The sequence below is a fragment of the Pseudomonas sp. FP818 genome, from assembly GCF_030687335.1.
GTDB classification, from domain to species: Bacteria; Pseudomonadota; Gammaproteobacteria; order Pseudomonadales; family Pseudomonadaceae; genus Aquipseudomonas; species Aquipseudomonas shahriarae.
Genome location: NZ_CP117427.1, coordinates 2,037,254 through 2,054,046 on the forward strand (window position 1 = coordinate 2,037,254; position 16,793 = coordinate 2,054,046).

Annotated in this window: 15 protein-coding genes and 3 pseudogenes; 6 read left to right on the forward strand and 12 right to left on the reverse strand. The window is 62.4% G+C overall.

Going from position 1 to position 16,793, the window contains the following annotated elements; genetic code table 11:
* Positions 1-29 precede the first annotated feature (29 nt).
* On the reverse strand, positions 30-479 hold the full coding sequence (locus PSH80_RS09440; protein WP_120732407.1) for a hypothetical protein: 450 nt from the start codon (positions 477-479) through the stop codon (positions 30-32).
* Between the two features lie 554 nt (positions 480-1,033).
* Between PSH80_RS09440 and PSH80_RS09445 the strand changes: the two genes are divergently transcribed.
* Both PSH80_RS09445 and PSH80_RS09450 read left to right on the forward strand, forming a co-directional pair.
* Entirely contained in the window at positions 1,034-1,969 is a 936-nt protein-coding gene (locus tag PSH80_RS09445) for a chemotaxis protein CheV (protein ID WP_057960227.1), read from the forward strand.
* 105 nt (positions 1,970-2,074) lie between these two features.
* A pseudogene (locus tag PSH80_RS09450) lies at positions 2,075-2,884 on the forward strand (MOSC domain-containing protein).
* A gap of 61 nt (positions 2,885-2,945) precedes the next feature.
* Here the strand turns inward: PSH80_RS09450 and PSH80_RS09455 are convergent.
* The 10 genes and pseudogenes from PSH80_RS09455 to PSH80_RS09490 all read right to left on the reverse strand — a co-directional run bounded on the left by PSH80_RS09455 (position 2,946) and on the right by PSH80_RS09490 (position 12,220).
* On the reverse strand, positions 2,946-3,230 hold the full coding sequence (locus PSH80_RS09455) for a pyrimidine/purine nucleoside phosphorylase (RefSeq protein ID WP_032862771.1): 285 nt from the start codon (positions 3,228-3,230) through the stop codon (positions 2,946-2,948).
* Positions 3,231-3,278: 48 nt separating this feature from the next.
* Positions 3,279-3,821, reverse strand: coding sequence for an exonuclease domain-containing protein (locus PSH80_RS09460; protein ID WP_057439153.1), 543 nt, complete (start codon positions 3,819-3,821; stop codon positions 3,279-3,281).
* Positions 3,822-3,891: 70 nt separating this feature from the next.
* Complete coding sequence (locus tag PSH80_RS09465) at positions 3,892-5,454, reverse strand: biotin/lipoyl-containing protein (RefSeq protein ID WP_370693722.1); 1,563 nt, start codon at positions 5,452-5,454, stop codon at positions 3,892-3,894.
* A 97-nt stretch (positions 5,455-5,551) separates the two neighbouring features.
* Positions 5,552-5,656: pseudogene (locus tag PSH80_RS27340) on the reverse strand (biotin carboxylase N-terminal domain-containing protein); the annotation flags it as partial.
* A gap of 58 nt (positions 5,657-5,714) precedes the next feature.
* Positions 5,715-5,933, reverse strand: a pseudogene (locus tag PSH80_RS27345) (biotin carboxylase N-terminal domain-containing protein); the annotation flags it as partial.
* Between the two features lie 43 nt (positions 5,934-5,976).
* Complete coding sequence (locus tag PSH80_RS09470; RefSeq protein WP_057960224.1) at positions 5,977-6,759, reverse strand: enoyl-CoA hydratase/isomerase family protein; 783 nt, start codon at positions 6,757-6,759, stop codon at positions 5,977-5,979.
* Positions 6,756-7,913, reverse strand: coding sequence for a citronellyl-CoA dehydrogenase (atuD, locus tag PSH80_RS09475; protein WP_220172882.1), 1,158 nt, complete (start codon positions 7,911-7,913; stop codon positions 6,756-6,758). The genes PSH80_RS09470 and atuD overlap by 4 nt, the downstream gene beginning before the upstream one ends.
* Positions 7,914-7,933: 20 nt before the next feature.
* Positions 7,934-9,550, reverse strand: a complete 1,617-nt coding sequence (gene atuC, locus PSH80_RS09480; RefSeq protein ID WP_305419981.1) for a geranyl-CoA carboxylase subunit beta — start codon at positions 9,548-9,550, stop codon at positions 7,934-7,936.
* Positions 9,551-9,553: 3 nt separating this feature from the next.
* Positions 9,554-10,426 carry an SDR family oxidoreductase gene (locus PSH80_RS09485; RefSeq protein WP_057960222.1) on the reverse strand — a complete coding sequence of 291 codons (873 nt, stop codon included), beginning with the start codon at positions 10,424-10,426 and terminating at the stop codon, positions 9,554-9,556.
* 12 nt (positions 10,427-10,438) lie between these two features.
* Positions 10,439-12,220, reverse strand: coding sequence for an acyclic terpene utilization AtuA family protein (locus tag PSH80_RS09490; RefSeq protein WP_305419983.1), 1,782 nt, complete (start codon positions 12,218-12,220; stop codon positions 10,439-10,441).
* Positions 12,221-12,377: 157 nt separating this feature from the next.
* Between PSH80_RS09490 and PSH80_RS09495 the strand changes: the two genes are divergently transcribed.
* From PSH80_RS09495 to PSH80_RS09505, 3 genes are all read left to right on the forward strand, one after another.
* Positions 12,378-13,001 carry a TetR/AcrR family transcriptional regulator gene (locus PSH80_RS09495; RefSeq protein ID WP_057960220.1) on the forward strand — a complete coding sequence of 208 codons (624 nt, stop codon included), beginning with the start codon at positions 12,378-12,380 and terminating at the stop codon, positions 12,999-13,001.
* Positions 13,002-13,100: 99 nt separating this feature from the next.
* Positions 13,101-13,898, forward strand: coding sequence for an ABC transporter substrate-binding protein (locus PSH80_RS09500; RefSeq protein WP_081044287.1), 798 nt, complete (start codon positions 13,101-13,103; stop codon positions 13,896-13,898).
* An 81-nt stretch (positions 13,899-13,979) separates the two neighbouring features.
* Positions 13,980-14,993 carry a GNAT family N-acetyltransferase gene (locus PSH80_RS09505; RefSeq protein ID WP_057960218.1) on the forward strand — a complete coding sequence of 338 codons (1,014 nt, stop codon included), beginning with the start codon at positions 13,980-13,982 and terminating at the stop codon, positions 14,991-14,993.
* A 159-nt stretch (positions 14,994-15,152) separates the two neighbouring features.
* On the opposite strand, the gene PSH80_RS09510 is transcribed toward PSH80_RS09505, so the two are convergent.
* The gene (locus tag PSH80_RS09510; protein ID WP_029298131.1) at positions 15,153-15,704 is read right to left on the reverse strand and encodes an RNA polymerase factor sigma-70; all 552 of its coding nucleotides are present in this window, start codon (positions 15,702-15,704) and stop codon (positions 15,153-15,155) included.
* Between the two features lie 312 nt (positions 15,705-16,016).
* Here PSH80_RS09510 and PSH80_RS09515 point away from each other — a divergent pair, with 312 nt between their 5' ends.
* Positions 16,017-16,775, forward strand: coding sequence for a thioesterase II family protein (locus tag PSH80_RS09515; RefSeq protein WP_057960217.1), 759 nt, complete (start codon positions 16,017-16,019; stop codon positions 16,773-16,775).
* Positions 16,776-16,793 lie beyond the last annotated feature (18 nt).

A 16,793-nucleotide genomic window follows, 5' to 3' on the forward strand; every position in this document is an offset into this window, starting at 1 on the left:
CGGCGGCCTGGATTAACCGCACGGCAGGTTCAGGAGGCGTAGGGCATGGAGTGGCGATGGCGAGCGCCAACATCCTTCTGGGGGATCTGCTGGGCAACCGTCTCAATCAACGTGGTTTGCTCCGCGTCATCCAGGCTGAGTTTGCCGGTCTTGACGTCGATCAGTTCCAGTTGCCAGGCCAGCAGCGTCAGGCAGTCATGCAGGGCTGCAAGTGCCGTATCGTGGAGCTGCATCGGGCTTTGGGCGTTGCTGATCAGGTCCTGGATATGCCGGGAAAAGTTGCCAATGGCGTCCAGCGCCATGGCATCGGCCTTTTCTGCCAGTTTGACCAGGCTGTTTTTCATGCAGTCGATGGCATCGTTATCGTTGCGGATCAAATGCAGGTGGCTCAGGCATTCCTCAGACTTGGCCAGCAGCATTTCTGCCTCCAGGAGGAACTCGGGAAGTGCGTCTTGCCACTCTTTACCGTCGTTCATCATGAAAGTCTCCACAACGTACGGTCAGACAATGAGATGTAATACCGGAGCAACGGCTTAAAACTAGCGCCGAAATATGACCGAGATCTGTAGTTCATTTCTGAATTTTGAGTAGTACTTTTATTTGAATGACCAGCGTCGCGACTGCTGGCGCTGCTTGCAGTGGGAACAACCAGAGGCATTCGCATTACTTCGATTGCCCAGGCGTTAATGCCTGGAAGGCCCTTGGGCCGTGGGCTTGCGATAGCAAACAAAAGCCTGACTCCGTTCATGCAATGAGAATGGCGTCACATTAATGGCTATTGGATATCGCGAATATCAGGTTGGACCTGATTGCGACTAGGGGAATCCCTTACATGGCGGAACCTTATGTCCGTTTGAGGGTCGTGCGGCGTGGCTTGACGACCGGACGGCAAGGTGAGGCCAGTAAAGCATGATGTCAGTGTGACATCAATGCATTTGCGTGGCATTTTACCGGGGGGTCAAGGTTTGGCACTGTCTGCCGATATCTTTCTCCAGTAAGCAGCAAATCTTTCAGCACACCCCAGGAGTCTTCAATGGCTGGCATTCTCGACACGGTAGATCAACGCACGCAACTGGTGGGTGAGAATCGCCTGGAGATCCTTATGTTTCGCCTGGCAGGGCGCCAGTTGTTCGCAATCAACGTGTTCAAGGTGCAGGAAGTCCTGCAGTTGCCCAAGCTGACCCTGATGCCCCAGCGTCACCCGTTTGTCTGCGGCGTGGTCAATCTGCGCGGCCAGACCCTGCCGGTGATCGACCTGTCCCAGGCCATCGGCATGCGTCCGCTGGTACCGGGGCCCAACAGCACCATTATCGTTACCGAGTACAACCGCTCGGTACAGGCGTTCCTGGTGGGCGGCGTCGACCGCATCGTCAACATGACCTGGGAGTCGATCCTGCCACCGCCGGCGAGCGCCGGCCGCCAGCACTACCTCACGGCCATCAGCAAGGTGGATGAGCAGTTGGTGGAAATCATCGACGTGGAAAAAGTCCTCGCCGAGATCGTGCCCTACAACGCCAAGGTCTCCCGGGAAAAACTCGAGGATCCGGTGCTCGAACGTGCCCGTGGTCGCGAAGTGCTGTTGGTGGATGACTCCAACGTGGCCTTGTCGCAACTGCGCGACACCCTGGGGCAACTGGGGGTGAAGATGCATATCGCCAGTGACGGCCTCAAGGCCTTGAACATGCTCAAGGCATGGGCGGACAGCGGCCAGGTGATGACCGACAAACTGTTGATGATCTTCACCGACGCCGAAATGCCCGAGATGGACGGCTACCGCCTGACTACCGAGATCCGCAACGACCCGCGTCTGCGCGGCCTCTATGTGGTGCTGCACACATCCTTGTCGGGCAGCTTCAACGACTCGATGGTGAAGAAGGTCGGTTGCGACAACTTCCTCTCCAAATTCCAGCCCGACAAGTTGGTGGATGTGGTGCGCCAGCGCCTGATGCTGGACGAAGTGCCGGCCTGATTCCGGCCTGTGACGAGGGGGCCTCTAATTGCCGGCCGGGGGAAATTTTGATTCTGCCGGCGTGCTCGTATAGGGTGACGCTTTTGCTCACAGGAACCCACGCTCATGCTTCGTCTCAGCGCGTTGTATCGGTACCCCTTGAAGTCGGGCAAGGCAGAGACCTTGTCGCAGATCGGCCTGGATAAACTCGGGCTGGACGGGGACCGACGCTGGATGCTGGTGGACGAGGCCAGTGGGCGATTCCTGACCCAGCGTGCCGTGGCGCAGATGAGCCAGCTGTGTCGGCGTTGTGGAATGCCGCCGGTGGCCTGACCTTGAGCGCTGCAGGCCTGCCCACCCTGGATGTGGCGTTGCCCGGCGCCGATGCCGAGCTGCGTGGTGTCACCATCTGGCGCGACACCCTGCGGGTCCCGGACGCCGGTGCTGAGGCCGCCGATTGGGTCAGCCAGTTCATCGGCAAACCGACACGCTTGGTGCAAGTCCCGCTGGAGCGCGCGCGCACCACGGCGGCCGGCTACGGCAAGGACGATGACCAGGTGGCGTTCGCCGACGGTTTCCCCTTGTTGCTGATAGGCCAGGCGTCTCTCGACGACTTGTCGCAACGCGTCGGCCGGCCCATGGAAATGCTGCGCTTTCGCCCCAACCTGGTGATCGAAGGCAGCGAGGCTTTTGCCGAGGATGGCTGGAAGCGCGTGCGCATTGGTGAGGTGGAGTTCCGGGTGGTCAAGTCCTGCTCGCGGTGCATCCTCACCACCATCGACCCGGGCGACCGGGGAGCGCAGTGCCGATCGCCAGCCGCTGGCGACCCTGGAAACCTACCGCAAACAGCCCGATGGCGTGATGTTCGGCCAGAACCTGGTCAATGACGGCGCGGGCCGCCTGGAAGTCGGCATGCCGGTGACGATCCTCGAATAACCGTCGCCCATGAAAAATGCCCGCCTCTTGGGAGGCGGGCATTTTTTTGCGCGGAAAAAGCTTAGCCGCGGTATTCGCAGAGGTAGGCAGTGTCCACGGCCACCTTGAGCTGGAACTTGCTGTCGGCAGGCACATTGAACTGGCTGCCGGCGGCGAAGGTTTCCCAGGCGTCGCTGCCTGGCAACTTGACGGTGAGCGCGCCCGAGACCACGTGCATGATTTCACGCTGGGCCGTGCCGAATTCGTATTCACCCGGAGCCATCACGCCGATGGTCGCCGGACCTTCAGGGGTGCCGAAGGCGATCGACTTGACGGTGCCGTCGAAGTACTCATTGACTTTGAACATGGGCGAATCCTCGAAAAAAGGGGCAAGAAAGGTCGGCCAGTATGCCTTCTACACGGGCAAAATCAACGGCAGCAAACGCGCGGTATTGCGCGCATCTTCCAGTGCCCGGTGTTGCTGGCCGTTGAACTGCATGCCCGCCAGTTGCAAGGCGCCATTGAGCCCCAACGGCTTGTCCAGGCGTCGGGCCTTGGCGAAGCGTTGCTTGAGGTTCACATGGGGTGTCTGGCTTAGCGCGCTGGCCAAGCCATGGCGCTGCCACTCCAACTCCAGTTGCTGGCGATCATAGTCGCCCCAGCTGGCCCAGCCTTCCAGGCGCGGATGATGCTGGCCCAGCCAGCGTTCGAACAGCGGCCAGACCTCGGTCAAGGGCGCTGCGCTGTCGATACTGGCCTGGCTGATGTGCGTCAGCTGGCGGCAGAACGGCGTCAACAACGGGCGGCGCAAGGGCCGCACGAAGCGCTGGAAATGGTCCAGCTCGCGGCCCTGACGGTTGACCAGGCTCACGCCGATTTCGATGATTTCCATCTCCGACACGGGCCAGCCGCCGTCATCCGTTGTGGCTTCAAGATCAATAATCAGCCAATGAGGCATCGCAGGTTCCCGTACTCATCCCTTTCTGATGGGGATAGAGCGTAGCCAAGCCTGGTAGTTCCGCCCAGGGCTACTCGATCTGCAGCAATACCTGGCGATTGCGCACTTGATCACCGGCGCTGACGTGAATGGCCTTGACCACCCCGTCGATGCCCGCTTTGAGCGGATGCTCCATTTTCATCGCTTCGAGCACCAGCAGCAGTTGGCCCTTGCTCACCACATCCCCTTCGCGCACCTGCAGCAGGGTAATGGCACCGTCCATCGGCGCCTTGACCGTGCCGCTGCTGACGGGCGCTTCACGACTGGCCACGGTTTGCGTCTGGTTGCTCACGCACAGGCTGGTGCCGGCATTCAACAGCCAGAGCTGGGAGCCTTGCAGGTGATAGGCAATCCGCCGCCGAATGCCGTTGATGACCAGGCTGGCCCAGCGTCCGTCGCTGTCGAGGAGGTGGATGTCGATGTTGCCGACTTGCAGATGATCCTCCGCCAGTAAGCGGGCGCTGACCTCATGGCGGTGCTCATCGACGCCCAGGCGGTAGGTCCAGGGCACGCTGGCATTGTTGCGCCAGCCTGCCAGGGCCGGGCCATGCACTGCCGCGCTGTGCCGATAAAACAGGGCGGCGGCCAGAGCCAGGTCTTCTTCGCTGACGGCAGGGCGGGCAATGTCACTGAAGTGTTCGGCAATAAATCCGGTGCTGAAATCCGCCGCGACAAATTGCGCATGCCCCAGCAGGTCCACCAGTAACCGCTGATTGCTGGGGATCCCCAGCAGCACGCAGTCCTGCACCGCCCGCAGCAGCTTGCGCCGGGCCTCTTCGCGGGTAGCGCCATGGGCGATGATCTTGCCCAGCATCGGATCATAGAACGGGCTGATGCGCTGCGGGGCTTGCAATCCATGATCGACCCGCACCCCGGCTGCCGGCTCCCAGCGCAACACCTCGCCAGTTTGTGGCAAGAAACCCTGGGCCGGGTCTTCGGCGTATAGGCGCACTTCCATGGCATGCCCGCTCAGCGTCACCTGGTCCTGGCGCAAGGGCAGGGGCTGGCCGGCGGCGATTTGCAGTTGCCAGTCCACCAGGTCCAGGCCGGTGATCAGTTCGGTGACGGGGTGCTCCACTTGCAGGCGGGTGTTCATTTCCAGGAAATAGAACCGCCCGCTCCGGTCCAGCAGGAACTCCACAGTGCCCGCGCCGACATACGCCACTGCGCGTCCGGCCTTGAGCGCCGCTTCGCCCATGGCCTGGCGCAGTTCGGTAGTCATGACCGGGCAGGGTGCTTCTTCGATGACCTTCTGATGGCGGCGCTGGACCGAGCAATCACGTTCGCCCAGGTAGATCAGGTTGCCGTGGGCATCGCCGAACAGCTGGATTTCCACATGGCGCGGTTCGATCAGCGCCTGCTCCAGAATCAGTTCGTCGCTGCCAAAGGCATTCAGGGCCTCGGAGCGTGCGGTGTGCAGTTGTTCGAGCAACTGCGCCGGCGCGTGCACCAGGCGCATGCCGCGTCCGCCGCCGCCGGCACTGGCCTTGATCATCAGCGGGTAGCCGATGCGCTCGGCTTCGCTCTGCAGGGTGGTGTCGTCCTGCGCGCTGCCTTGGTAGCCGGCAATGCACGGCACCCCGGCGTCGAGCATGGCGATTTTTTGACAGGCGCTTGCTGCCCATCAACTCGATGGCGTCGGCGCTGGGGCCGATAAATACCAGGCCGGCGGCAATGCAGGCCTTGGCGAACTCGGGGTTCTCCGAGAGAAAGCCGTAGCCGGGGTGGATCGCATCGGCGCCGGTCAGGCGTGCGGCATTGAGGATCGCCGGGATGTTCAGGTAAGACTGCTGCACCGGGGGCGGGGCCGATATCCACCGCTTCGTCGGCCATTTGTACGTGCAGGGCGTTGGCGTCGGCTGCGCTATAGATCGCCACGGTGCGGTAGCCCAGGGCCTGGGCGGTGCGCTGGATTCGGCAGGCGATTTCGCCGCGGTTGGCGATCAGTATTTTATTGAAACTGGGCATTTTGGGTCCCTGTTTGATTGGTTTCGCAGGCGCGGGCTTGTGTGGGCGCTGGCTTGCCTGCGATTGCATCACCTCGGTATCCCTGACAGATCCAGGTGCCCGCATCGCAGGCAAGCCAGCTCCTACAGGGGATGTGGCGTTTTCAAGATCAACTCACCCACCTGGCCTTGCGCTTCTCGACAAACGCCCGCGTCCCCTCAATGCCTTCTTCCCCGGTCACCGCCTCGGCAAACCAATCGGCAGCCTGATCCAGCAGCAGCTCCAGCGGCTGATCCAGGCTCTGGAGCAACAACGCCTTGGTTCGCGCATTGGCGCGCGGTGCACAGCGCAATACCTGCCCCAACACCTCATCCAGGCGCTGCGCCAATCCTTGGGGGGCATGCTCGACAAAATGCACCACCCCCAGGCGCTGCGCCTCGACCCCGTCAAACCGCGCCGCAGTCAGCGCCAGGCGCCGGGCGTGGGTCAGGCCGATGCGCCGCACCACAAACGGTGCGATCTGCGCCGGCAGCACGCCGAGGCTGGTTTCCGGCAAGCCGAACTGTGCCTGGTGGTCGGCAATGGCGATGTCGCTGACACACGCCAGGCCAAAACCGCCGCCCAGCACCGCGCCCTGCAACACCACAATCACCACTTGGGGCAGGGCTTCGACTTCTTGCAACAGCGCGCCAAACACCCGGTTCAAATCACGCAAGCCTTCGCGGCTGCCCGCGCGGCTCATGTCCTTAACATCGGCGCCCGCACAGAAGTGCCCGCCAGCGCCACTGATCACCAATGCCCGCACCTGCTCGTCACGGGCGACATCCGTCAGCACGGCGCGCAGTTCGCTGACCATCTGCACGCTCATGGCATTGCGGTTCTGCGGGCGGTTGAGGGTGATGTGCAACACGCCGTTGTGCGGCTCCAGCAGCAGGGTTTCACAGGCGTTCACGATTTTTTCCCCGGCAGCGTACCCATCAGTTTGCAGATGATCCCCAGCATGATCTCGTCGGCGCCGCCGCCAATCGACACCAGGCGCACATCACGATAGGCGCGGGCCACCGGGTTGTCCCACATAAAGCCCATGCCACCCCAGTACTGCAGGCAGCTGTCGCTGACTTCGCGGCCCAGGCGCCCGGCCTTGAGCTTGGCCATCGAGGCCAGCCGCGTCACGTCCTGGCCCTTGAGGTATTGCTCGGTGGCCTGGTAGACCAGGGCGCGTAGGCACTCGATCTCGGTGGACAGTTCGGCCAGGCGAAAGTGGATCACCTGGTTGTCGATCAGGGCCTTGCCGAAGGTCTGGCGCTCCTTGCAGTAGGCGATGGTGCTGTCGACGCAGGCCTCCAGGCCCTTGATCATATTGGCCGCGCCAAACAGCCGTTCTTCCTGGAACTGCAGCATCTGCATCATGAAGCCCGCGCCTTCGTGGCCGATGCGGTTGCGCTGTGGAATACGCACATCATCGAAAAACACCTGGGCGGTTTCCGAGCTGTGCATGCCGAGCTTTTCCAGGGGAGGGCTGACGCTGATCCCAGGGGTGTTCATCGGCACCATGATCAGTGATTTGTTGATATGCGGCTTGCCGTCCGAAGTGTTGGCCAGCAGGCAGATAAAGTCGGCGCTGGGGGAGTTGGTGATCCACATCTTGCTGCCGTTGATCACGTAGTCGTCGCCGTCCTTGCGGGCGTGGGTTTTCAAGCCCGCCACGTCGGAGCCAGCGCCGGTCTCCGAGACGCCGATGCAGCCCACCTGTTCGCCGCTGATGGCCGGGCGCAGGAATTCGTCGCGCAGTTCATCGGAGCCAAAACGTGCGAGCGCCGGGGTGCACATATCAGTCTGTACGCCGATGGACATCGGGATGCCGCCGCAGCGGATGGTGCCGAATTCTTCGGCGGCGACAATCGAGTAGCTGTAGTCCAGACCCATGCCGCCGAACTTCTCTGGCTTGGAAATACCCAGCAGACCGAGATCGCCGGCCTTGCGGAAAATCTCGTGGATGGGAAAGCGCCCGGCTTTTTCCCATTCGTCGACGTGGGGGTTGATCTCGCGCTCGATAAAACCCCGTACGGTACGGCGCAGCTCTTCGTGTTCCTGGGTGAAGATCATTTTTATTGTTCTCCTGATCGTTAAAAGCGCGCGGCGCCAAAGCTGTTGGGTTGCAATTGGCGCACCTGGGCTTGCTGGCAGATATCCAACAGGTAGCCCAGCAGCGTGCGGGTGTCCCGCGGGTCAATCAGCCCGTCGTCCCACAGGTTGGCGCTGCCATACAGGGCCGTGGACTGGCTATCGAGTTTCTGCGCGGTGACCTGCTCGAGCATGTCGAGCACCTTGGGGTCGGGCACCAGGCCGTCTTTCAACTGCTTGGCCTCGGTGACAATGCGCAGCACCTTGCCGGCCTGGGCGCCGCCCATCACGGCGGTGCGGCTATTGGGCCAGGCGAAGATAAAGCGTGGGTCCAGGCCACGCCCGCACATCGCATAGTTGCCGGCGCCGTAGGAACCGCCGACCACTACCGTGAGCTTGGGCACACGGGCATTGGCCACCGCCTGGATCATCTTCGCGCCGTGCTTGATCACGCCTTGTTGCTCGGATTCGGTGCCCACCATAAAGCCGGTGGTGTTGTGGAAAAACAGCAGCGGTGTCTGGCTCTGGTCGCACAGCTGGATAAATTGCGCGGCCTTGCTCGCGCCCTTGGGCGTGATCGGGCCGTTGTTGCCGATAAACCCGCAGGCCCGGCCCTGGATGTGCAGGTGGCCGCAGACGGTGTGGGGATCGAACTCGCCCTTGAACTCCAGGAAGTTGGAGCCATCGGCGATACGCGCGATGATTTCCCGTACGTCATAGGGCTTTTTCGGGTCCGAGGGGATCAGGCCCAGCAGCTCTTCAATCGGATACAGCGGCTCTGTATAGGTCCGCGCCGGCTGGGGTGGCAGCCGGTCGTCCCAGGGCAGCAGGCTGACAATCTCGCGCACGATGCGCACGCCGTCGGCGTCATTTTCCGCCAGGTATTCGGCGGTGCCGGCGGTTTGCGCATGCATCTGGGCGCCGCCCAGTTCCTCGTCCGTCGCCACTTCGCCGGTGGCGGCCTTGAGCAGCGGCGGGCCGGCCAGGAACAGCTTGGCCTTGCCGCGCACCACCACCACGTAATCCGAAAGCCCCGGCTGATAGGCACCGCCGGCGGTGGCCGAGCCGTGCACCACGGTGATCTGCGGCAGGCCCATGGCTGACATCCGCGCCTGGTTGGCGAAGCTGCGCGCGCCTTCGACGAAAATCTCCGCCGCGTAATTAAGATTGGCGCCGCCGCTTTCGGCCAGGGTCACCACCGGCAATTTGTTCTCCATGGCGATCTGTTGCAGGCGCAGGGATTTTTTCAAGCCGCTGGGGGAAATCGTCCCGCCCTTGATTGCGCTGTTGTTGGCCACCACCAGCAGGCGCACGCCGCTGACATAGCCGATACCGGCAATCAGCCCGCCGCCGGCCGCGCTGCCATCCTTGTCGTCGTGCAGCTTGTAACCGGCCAGGCTTGCCAGTTCGAGGAAGGGCGCACCGGGGTCGAGCAACAGGTTGAGGCGCTCACGGGGCAGCAGTTGGCCGCGTTTGTCGAACTTGCCCTTGGCCTCGGCGGCCTTGTCCAACAGGTTCTGTTCCAGTTGGCGCAGATGATGGATGGCGGTGAGCATGGCCTCGCGGTTCTGTGCGAACTGCGGGCTGTGGGTGTCGAGTAGGGAGTCGATGACCGGCATGGTTTATTGGCCCTCCTTGAGCACATCCGGCAGGTAGGCGCGGTGAAAACCATTGAACGACGGGCTCGGCGGCTGCGCCTTGTGCAGCGGCCAGGCGCGGCTGCCCAGGCTGGCGGCGCCGTCGATGCGCAAGGTGCTGCCGCTGACGAATGCGGCGGCGGGGCTGAGCAGGAACACAATCGCCGCACTGACTTCCGATTCGGTGCCGATACGCTTGAGGGGCACGTGCTCGCGCAGGGTCGGGATCACCGCCTTGAACGCGCCTTCGTAGGTGTCCATGCCACTGGAGGCGATCCAGCCCGGCGCCACTGCGTTGACCCGCACCCCGGCGTAACCCCATTCGAACGCGGCGGTCTTGGTGAAGTTGTCCATCCCCGCGCGCGCCGCGCCCGAGTGGCCCATGCCGGGCATGCCGCCCCACATGTCGGCCAGCATGTTGACGATGGCACCGCCGTGCTTGCTCATTGACTGATTGAACACTTCCCGCGCCATCAGGAAACCGCCCACCAGGTTGGTACGCATTACGGTTTCAAAGCCTTTTTGATTGATCGACGCCAGGGGCGAGGGGTATTGGCCGCCGGCATTGTTCACCAGACCCTGGATCGGCCCGTGTGCCTCGATGATCTGGCTGACCAGCGCCTTCACCGCTTCTTCATCGCGGATATCACAGGCGTGCCAGCTGGCGTGGCCGCCGTCTTGGGTAATTTCCTGGGTGACCCGTTGCAGCTTTTCCGGCTTGCGCCCCACCAGCACCACATGGGCGCCGAGTGCCGCCAGTTCATGGGCGGTGCAACGGCCAATGCCGCTGCCGCCACCGGTGACGATAAGGGTCTGCCCCTGGAACAGGTCGGCTTTGAAGATCGAGTCGAAGGCCACGGCGAGAGTCCCTTAGGTGAGTTGATCGGCGATGTGGCGGGGCACGGCAATCGGGATTTCCAGCAGTTGCTGGGCGAAAGCCTTGCCTTGTGGGTCGATGCGCAGGCTGGCGATACCGCCGCCGCCCAGGGCATTTTCGAGGAGGAAGTTGAGGCTGTGGCTGCCCGGCAGGTACCAGCGCTCGACGCGCCCGTGCAGTGGGTCGAGTACATGGCTCATCCAGTCGACGATCACCTCTGGGGTCAGTGCCTCGGCAATCCATGGCAGGTATTCGGGCCGGCGCGCGATTACGCCAATATTGCTGTGATTACCCTTGTCCCCGGAGCGCGCCACGGCCAGCTTGACCAGGGGCACGCTGGCCTCGGCGCGGCCTTCGGGTTTGGGCGGGTCGAGGGGCGCGTGGGGCGTGCTCAGGGCGGCCGTGGCAGGCAGTTCGCAAGGGTGGGATTGCCCCTGGACGTCGACGCTCAGGCGGCACGCGCTTTTGTCGATCAGGAACGAAAACAGGCGGATCAGTGGATACACCGTGGGCCTGCCGCCGACAATGCCGGTCAGGCCCGGCGTCATGCCGGTGGCCGCCTGGGCGATTTCCCGGGCGAACAGCACCAGGGCCTGTTTGCTTGGGTGACGCACCGCCAGCTTGAGCACCACTTCGCGACAATCCTGGCGCCGGGCATGGGCGCCGTAGGTGGCCTCACTGCCGAGCAACTCGATGCTGACCTCGGTATAGGGTGCCCAGCCGCGCTGGCTGAACAACTGCGAGGTCTTGTTGATGATCGCCTGGCCGACCCGTTCGGCCTTGGCCACCGCGTCGATGCCGGCCAGCAGGCAACTGGCGGTACAGCGGAAACCGTCCGGGTAGGTGGCACTGACTTTGTACTGGTCGGTGGGTGCCAGCCCTTTGGCACCGCGCAGACGCACGCGGTTTTCGCCTTGTTGCTCCAGCGTGACCTGGCTGAAGTCGCAGATCACATCCGGCAGCAGGTAGGCGCGTGGGTCGCCGATCTCATACAGCAGTTGTTCGGCGACGCTCAGTTCGCTGATCAGGCCGCCTGTGCCCGGCACTTTGCTGACGGTGAACTGGCCGTCGGCACTGACCTCGACAATCGGGAAACCGATGTGCTCGTAGTCCGGCACCTCGCGCCAATCGGTGAAGTTGCCGCCAGTGCACTGCGCGCCACATTCGATGATATGCCCGGCCAGTGCGGCCTGGGCCAGGTGGTCGTAGTCCTGCCACCCCCAGTTGAATTCATGCACCAGGGCCGCGCTGACCACTGCGCTGTCCACCACGCGCCCGGTGATGACGATATCGGCGCCCAGTTGCAGGGCCTGGACGATGCCCGGCGCGCCGAGGTAGGCATTGGTCGATACGCACATCGCCGGCAAAGGCGCGCCGCTGAACATATCGCTGATGCCCTGCAGTTGCTTGAACTGCGGTTGCAAGTCATCGCCCAGCACTACGGCGATTTTCAGCGGCACCCCTGCCTGGTCGCAGGCGGCCTGCAAGGCGGCGGCGCAAGCCTGGGGGTGGATGCCGCCGGCGTTGCTGATCACCACCCGGATGCCCTGGCGCTGGATATCACCGAGCAACGGCGCCAGGACTTCGACGAAATCCGGGGCGTAGCCGGCCTGGGGGTCTTTCATGCGCGCCCCGGCGAGGATCGACAGGGTGACTTCGGCCAGGTAGTCGAACACCAGGTAGCCCAGCGCGCCGCCTTGCACCAACTGCGCGGCGGCGGTGCAGGTGTCGCCCCAGAATGCACTGGCGCAGCCGATACGAACGGTCTTGTTCATGGGACGTCCTTCTCTGCAAAATCGCTGGGTCGAGACTACCAAGCAAGCGCTTGGTTTGTAAACTACGTACACAACTTGTGCCCAAGCGCTTGCTTGGGTGGCTGCCACGGCCTAAATTGCCGGCCATGACGCAATCAAAGTAGTTGAGGAGAGCAGCATGGATGAGCAAAAAGCCCTGGAGGTGATGCGCACCATGGTGGACGGCGGGCAACTGACCGACCCCGACAGCGCCCGGGGCAAGCTGCTGCAGACCGCGGCTCACCTGTTTCGCAACAAGGGCTATGAACGCACTACCGTGCGCGACCTGGCCAGTGCGGTGGGGATCCAGTCCGGCAGCATCTTCCACCACTTCAAGAGCAAGGACGAAATCCTGCGGGCGGTGATGGAGGAAACCATCCATTACAACACCGCGCTGATGCGCGCCTCCCTGGCCGAGGCGAGCAGCGTGCGCGAACGGGTGCTGGCGCTGATTCGCTGTGAGTTGCAGTCGATCATGGGCGGCAGCGGCGAGGCCATGGCGGTGCTGGTGTATGAATGGCGTTCGCTGTCGGCAGAAGGGCAGGCCCAGGTGCTGGCATTGCGTGATGTCTACGAAGAGATCTGGTTGCAGGTATTGGGGGAGGCCAAGCAGGCTGGGTATATCAAGGGTGATGTATTTATCACTCGGCGTTTCCTGACCGGGGCGCTGTCGTGGACCACGACCTGGTTCCGCGCCCAGGGCAGCATGACCCTCGAGCAATTGGCCGATGAAGCATTGCTGCTGGTGCTGAAGGCGGATTAGGCGGGTAAAGCAAGCGATTTAATTGTCGGGCCGGAAGTTGTCTCCCCAGACAAAAACGCCTAGCTTAGCGAGATCCAGATTTTGAACGGTGCGTGCCTGATGTTTTCGCCATTGCGGCTGGCTGCAGGATTAACAGTATTGGCAATGGGCACCTTGTGGCAGGCGCAGGTTTCGGCGGCCCAATTGGTACGGGTCGGTGCTGCGCATTTTCCACCGTATACGGTGCGCCCGGAGCAGGGCGCCGACAGCGGGCTGCTCCCGCAATTGCTGGAAGCGCTGAACCGTGCGCAGCGCGAGTACCAGTTTGTGCTGGTACCCACCTCCATTCCCCGGCGTTTTCGTGATTTCCAGCAGGGCCGGATCGATATGGCCATCTTCGAGAACCCGCAGTGGGGTTGGCAGGATATCCCCCATGCCAGTGTCGACATGGGCCTGGAGGACGCCGAGATATTCGTTGCCCAGCGCCAGACCGATCGCGGCCAGGGCTATTTCACCGATCTGACGGGCAAGCGCCTGGCGGTGTTCAGCGGTTATCACTACGCCTTCGCCAACTTCAACCCCGACCCCAAGGCCATGGCCGCGCAGTTCAACGCCACCTTGACCTATTCCCATGACAGCAACTTGCTGATGGTGACCCGTGGCCGCGCGGATATCGCCCTGGTCACACGTTCTTACCTCAGTGACTTTATGGTGCGCAATGCCGACACCGCCGGGCAGTTCCTGGTGTCGGAGCGCATTGATCAGGTGTACCACCACTACGCCTTGCTGCGGCCCAAGGCGGCGATCAGCGGCCCGGCGTTTGCCGCATTGCTCAAGGATCTGCGCGACAGCGGCGAGCTGTTGAAGATCTTCGAACCGTACCGCATTGATGTGCTGCCGGTAGCTGACGCGCCCTGATCCGGGCAACGCCCGCTTAAATTTTTGCTGCTGGTTCACGTCACTTCGTCTAACTGTCGACGATTATCGTGAGCCCCCTCCATGCCCAATCCCCAAGACTTGTCAGTCCTGCCACTCCCGGCAGGGCCTGCCCTTAACGCAGACGAAAGCGATGGCCGCCTGACCCTGACTCTCGCAGGCCAGCCGCTGGTGCGCCTGCGCCTGGCGCGCGGCGAAGAGCTGCACCTGCAGTTGCAAAGCCCCGGTGAGGTGCCGTCGGTGCAGGCCTTGTGGGCCGCCTGTTACTGGCTGTTTGCCCGGGAGCCTGAGCGCCAGCAACTGGCCTGGCACCTCGAATACGCCCCTGACGAGGCCCTGCGCAGCGGCCTGCTGCTGGCCACGGATGTGGCAGGGCAGTTCCGTTGCGAGCGCACTCTGTTCTGGCAATTGCCACAGCCGTGGTTGGGCCAGCCGGTGAGTGGCGCTTATCCGCAGCAAATGATCCTCAGCAATGGCAAGCGCCATCCGGTGCGTGCGCCCAAACCGTGCGGCGAAGTCTACCGACGTTTCGACGCGCGCCTGGGCGCGTGGATTTCACTGCGTACGCTGGAGATCGACGTGGACCTGGCCCGCTTCAATCGCTGGCAGAACAGCGCGCGGGTCGCCAGTTTCTGGCAGGAAAGCGGCAGCCTGGAGCAGCATCGAGACTATCTGGAGAAGCTTGCAGCTGATCCACATGCCTTGACGCTGATCGGCTGTTTCGACGATGAGCCGTTTGCCTATTTCGAGGCGTATTGGGCCAGGGAGGATCGCATTGCGCCGTTCTATGAGGTGGACGATTACGATCGGGGCATCCATATGCTGGTGGGGGAGGAGCACCACCGCGGGCCGCACAAGGTGGCCAGTTGGCTGGCGACGTTGGTGCACTACCTGTTTCTCGACGACCCGCGCACCCAGCGGGTGGTGGCGGAGCCCAGGGCCGACAACGCGAAGATGATTGGGTATATGCAGAACCAGTGTTTCCACTGCGAGAAGGAGTTCGATTTCCCCCACAAGCGCGCGGCGCTGATGATGCTGGGGCGGGAGCGGTTTTTTGAGCGGTGTGGGTTGGCCTGAGACCTTGGGGGTAATGAAGATCAACTGTGGGGGCTTGTGTGGGAGCGGGCTTGCCCGCGATAGCGGTGTGTCAGCCACTGGATTGACTGGCTGATCCAATGCCATTGCGGGCAAGCCCGCTGCCATACAAGCTCATGCCTCATTGCAATGGCGTGGTGGTCAGACCCGTCGGGCAAACGTATCGCTATGGGTCCCCGAAACCTTACGGCAGTGCACCAACGCATCACGGATCATAAAGTTGACCAGCGTTGGCGACACCCCCAGTTCCTTGGCGATGTCCTTTTGTGGCACGCCATGCAGGCGGTACATCTCGAACGCGTAGCGCGTGCGCTGGGGCAACTCTGTCAGGGCGTCGGCGATGTTTTCCAGGGTGGAAAAATTGATGTGCGAGGTTTCCGGTGAAGCGCCATGAATAACCACATTCAAGCCTTCCTCTTCCGTCCCGGAGTACTTCAGTTCCAGGGCCTGTTTACGGTAGTGGTCGATAGCCAGGTTACGCACGATCTGGAACAGGTAGCTCAGTTGAGCCTTGAACGATGAGGTGATCTGCGGGGCCGATTGCAGTCTGAAGTAGGCGTCCTGCACCACGTCTTCGGCACGGGAACGGCAGCCGGTAATGCGCGCCGCGATCTTGACCAGGATCAGTCGATTATCGACAAACGCCTGGAGTAACGGTGAATCGCACCTGCTTGTGGATACTTGTTCCGTCATGGAAATCACCTTGCTGCAAATATGGTTAGTGGAGGGCATCCCTGCTGAGGCCTCCTACACATCGGGCAACAAATTATGCTTAATGATAATGATTGTCAAATGAGAAGTGGAACTAATCTTATACCGAAAGACAAACTGTGAGGCGCTTCTCTTTGTGTGCCGGCCCTGGCAGGCAGACTAATTATTTTGCCGGGCCATCCGTTCTCATTGGTGACAGGCCAGCCAACACGCCGGCCATGGATTTGCACCCGGAGGAGGACGACATGCGTTTCTATCGCGAGAACCCAGCGATCCAGGCAGGGGTGGTCTGAGATGAGCACATCGACCCGCTTGCGCCTGTTTTGCCTGCCCTATTCGGGCGCCAGCGCCATGTTCTACAGCCGCTGGCGTCGGGCACTGCCGGAGTGGTTGCAAGTGCGCCCGCTGGAGTTGCCGGGGCGTGGCATGCGCATGGACGAGCCCTTGCAGCGCGATATCAAGGTGCTTGCCGCGCAGTTGGCGGATGAGATCAGCGCCGAACTCGACGGCCCTTACGCCCTGTTTGGCCATAGCCTGGGCGGTTTGCTGGCTTTCGAGCTGGCCCATGCCCTGCGTGAACGCGGGCTGCCTGAACCGCTGGCGCTGTTTGCTTCGGCCACCGCCGGCCCGGCGCGACGGGATGTCAGCGAATACGCCATTGAAAAAGACGACACCCAACTGATCGAGCGCCTGCGCAAGCTCAAGGGCACGCCCGAAGACGCGTTGACCAACCGCGAATTGATGCAATTGACGCTGCCGATCCTGCGCGCCGACTTCCTGTTGTGCGGCAGTTTCCAGTATGGCGAGCGCGAGCCGTTGTCGATGCCGATCCATGTGTTTGGCGGCAAGCAGGATGACGTGCGCGCCGACGAGTTACTCGACTGGCAGGAAGACACCGCCAGTGGTTTCTCCCTGGACATGTTCGAGGGGCACCATTTCTTTCTGGTGCAACAGGAAAGCTCACTGTTGCGCTGCCTGCGCCGCTACGCCGACGAACACTTGACCCGCTGGCGCCATAGCGCTGCACGGCGGGCGGCCCTGGCGACCGGCTGAACACGCCGCCGCGCGCCC

Coding starts and splice junctions, on each gene's coding strand:
- PSH80_RS09440 (WP_120732407.1), bottom strand. CDS start 479: ATGATGAACGACGGTAAAGAGTGGCAAGACGCACTTCCCGAGTTCCTC.
- PSH80_RS09445 (WP_057960227.1), top strand. CDS start 1,034: ATGGCTGGCATTCTCGACACGGTAGATCAACGCACGCAACTGGTGGGT.
- PSH80_RS09455 (WP_032862771.1), bottom strand. CDS start 3,230: ATGTTCAAAGTCAATGAGTACTTCGACGGCACCGTCAAGTCGATCGCC.
- PSH80_RS09460 (WP_057439153.1), bottom strand. CDS start 3,821: ATGCCTCATTGGCTGATTATTGATCTTGAAGCCACAACGGATGACGGC.
- PSH80_RS09465 (WP_370693722.1), bottom strand. CDS start 5,454: ATGCTCGACGCCGGGGTGCCGTGCATTGCCGGCTACCAAGGCAGCGCG.
- atuD (WP_220172882.1), bottom strand. CDS start 7,913: ATGATCTTCACCCAGGAACACGAAGAGCTGCGCCGTACCGTACGGGGT.
- atuC (WP_305419981.1), bottom strand. CDS start 9,550: ATGCCGGTCATCGACTCCCTACTCGACACCCACAGCCCGCAGTTCGCA.
- PSH80_RS09490 (WP_305419983.1), bottom strand. CDS start 12,220: ATGAACAAGACCGTTCGTATCGGCTGCGCCAGTGCATTCTGGGGCGAC.
- PSH80_RS09495 (WP_057960220.1), top strand. CDS start 12,378: ATGGATGAGCAAAAAGCCCTGGAGGTGATGCGCACCATGGTGGACGGC.
- PSH80_RS09500 (WP_081044287.1), top strand. CDS start 13,101: ATGTTTTCGCCATTGCGGCTGGCTGCAGGATTAACAGTATTGGCAATG.
- PSH80_RS09505 (WP_057960218.1), top strand. CDS start 13,980: ATGCCCAATCCCCAAGACTTGTCAGTCCTGCCACTCCCGGCAGGGCCT.
- PSH80_RS09510 (WP_029298131.1), bottom strand. CDS start 15,704: ATGACGGAACAAGTATCCACAAGCAGGTGCGATTCACCGTTACTCCAG.
- PSH80_RS09515 (WP_057960217.1), top strand. CDS start 16,017: ATGAGCACATCGACCCGCTTGCGCCTGTTTTGCCTGCCCTATTCGGGC.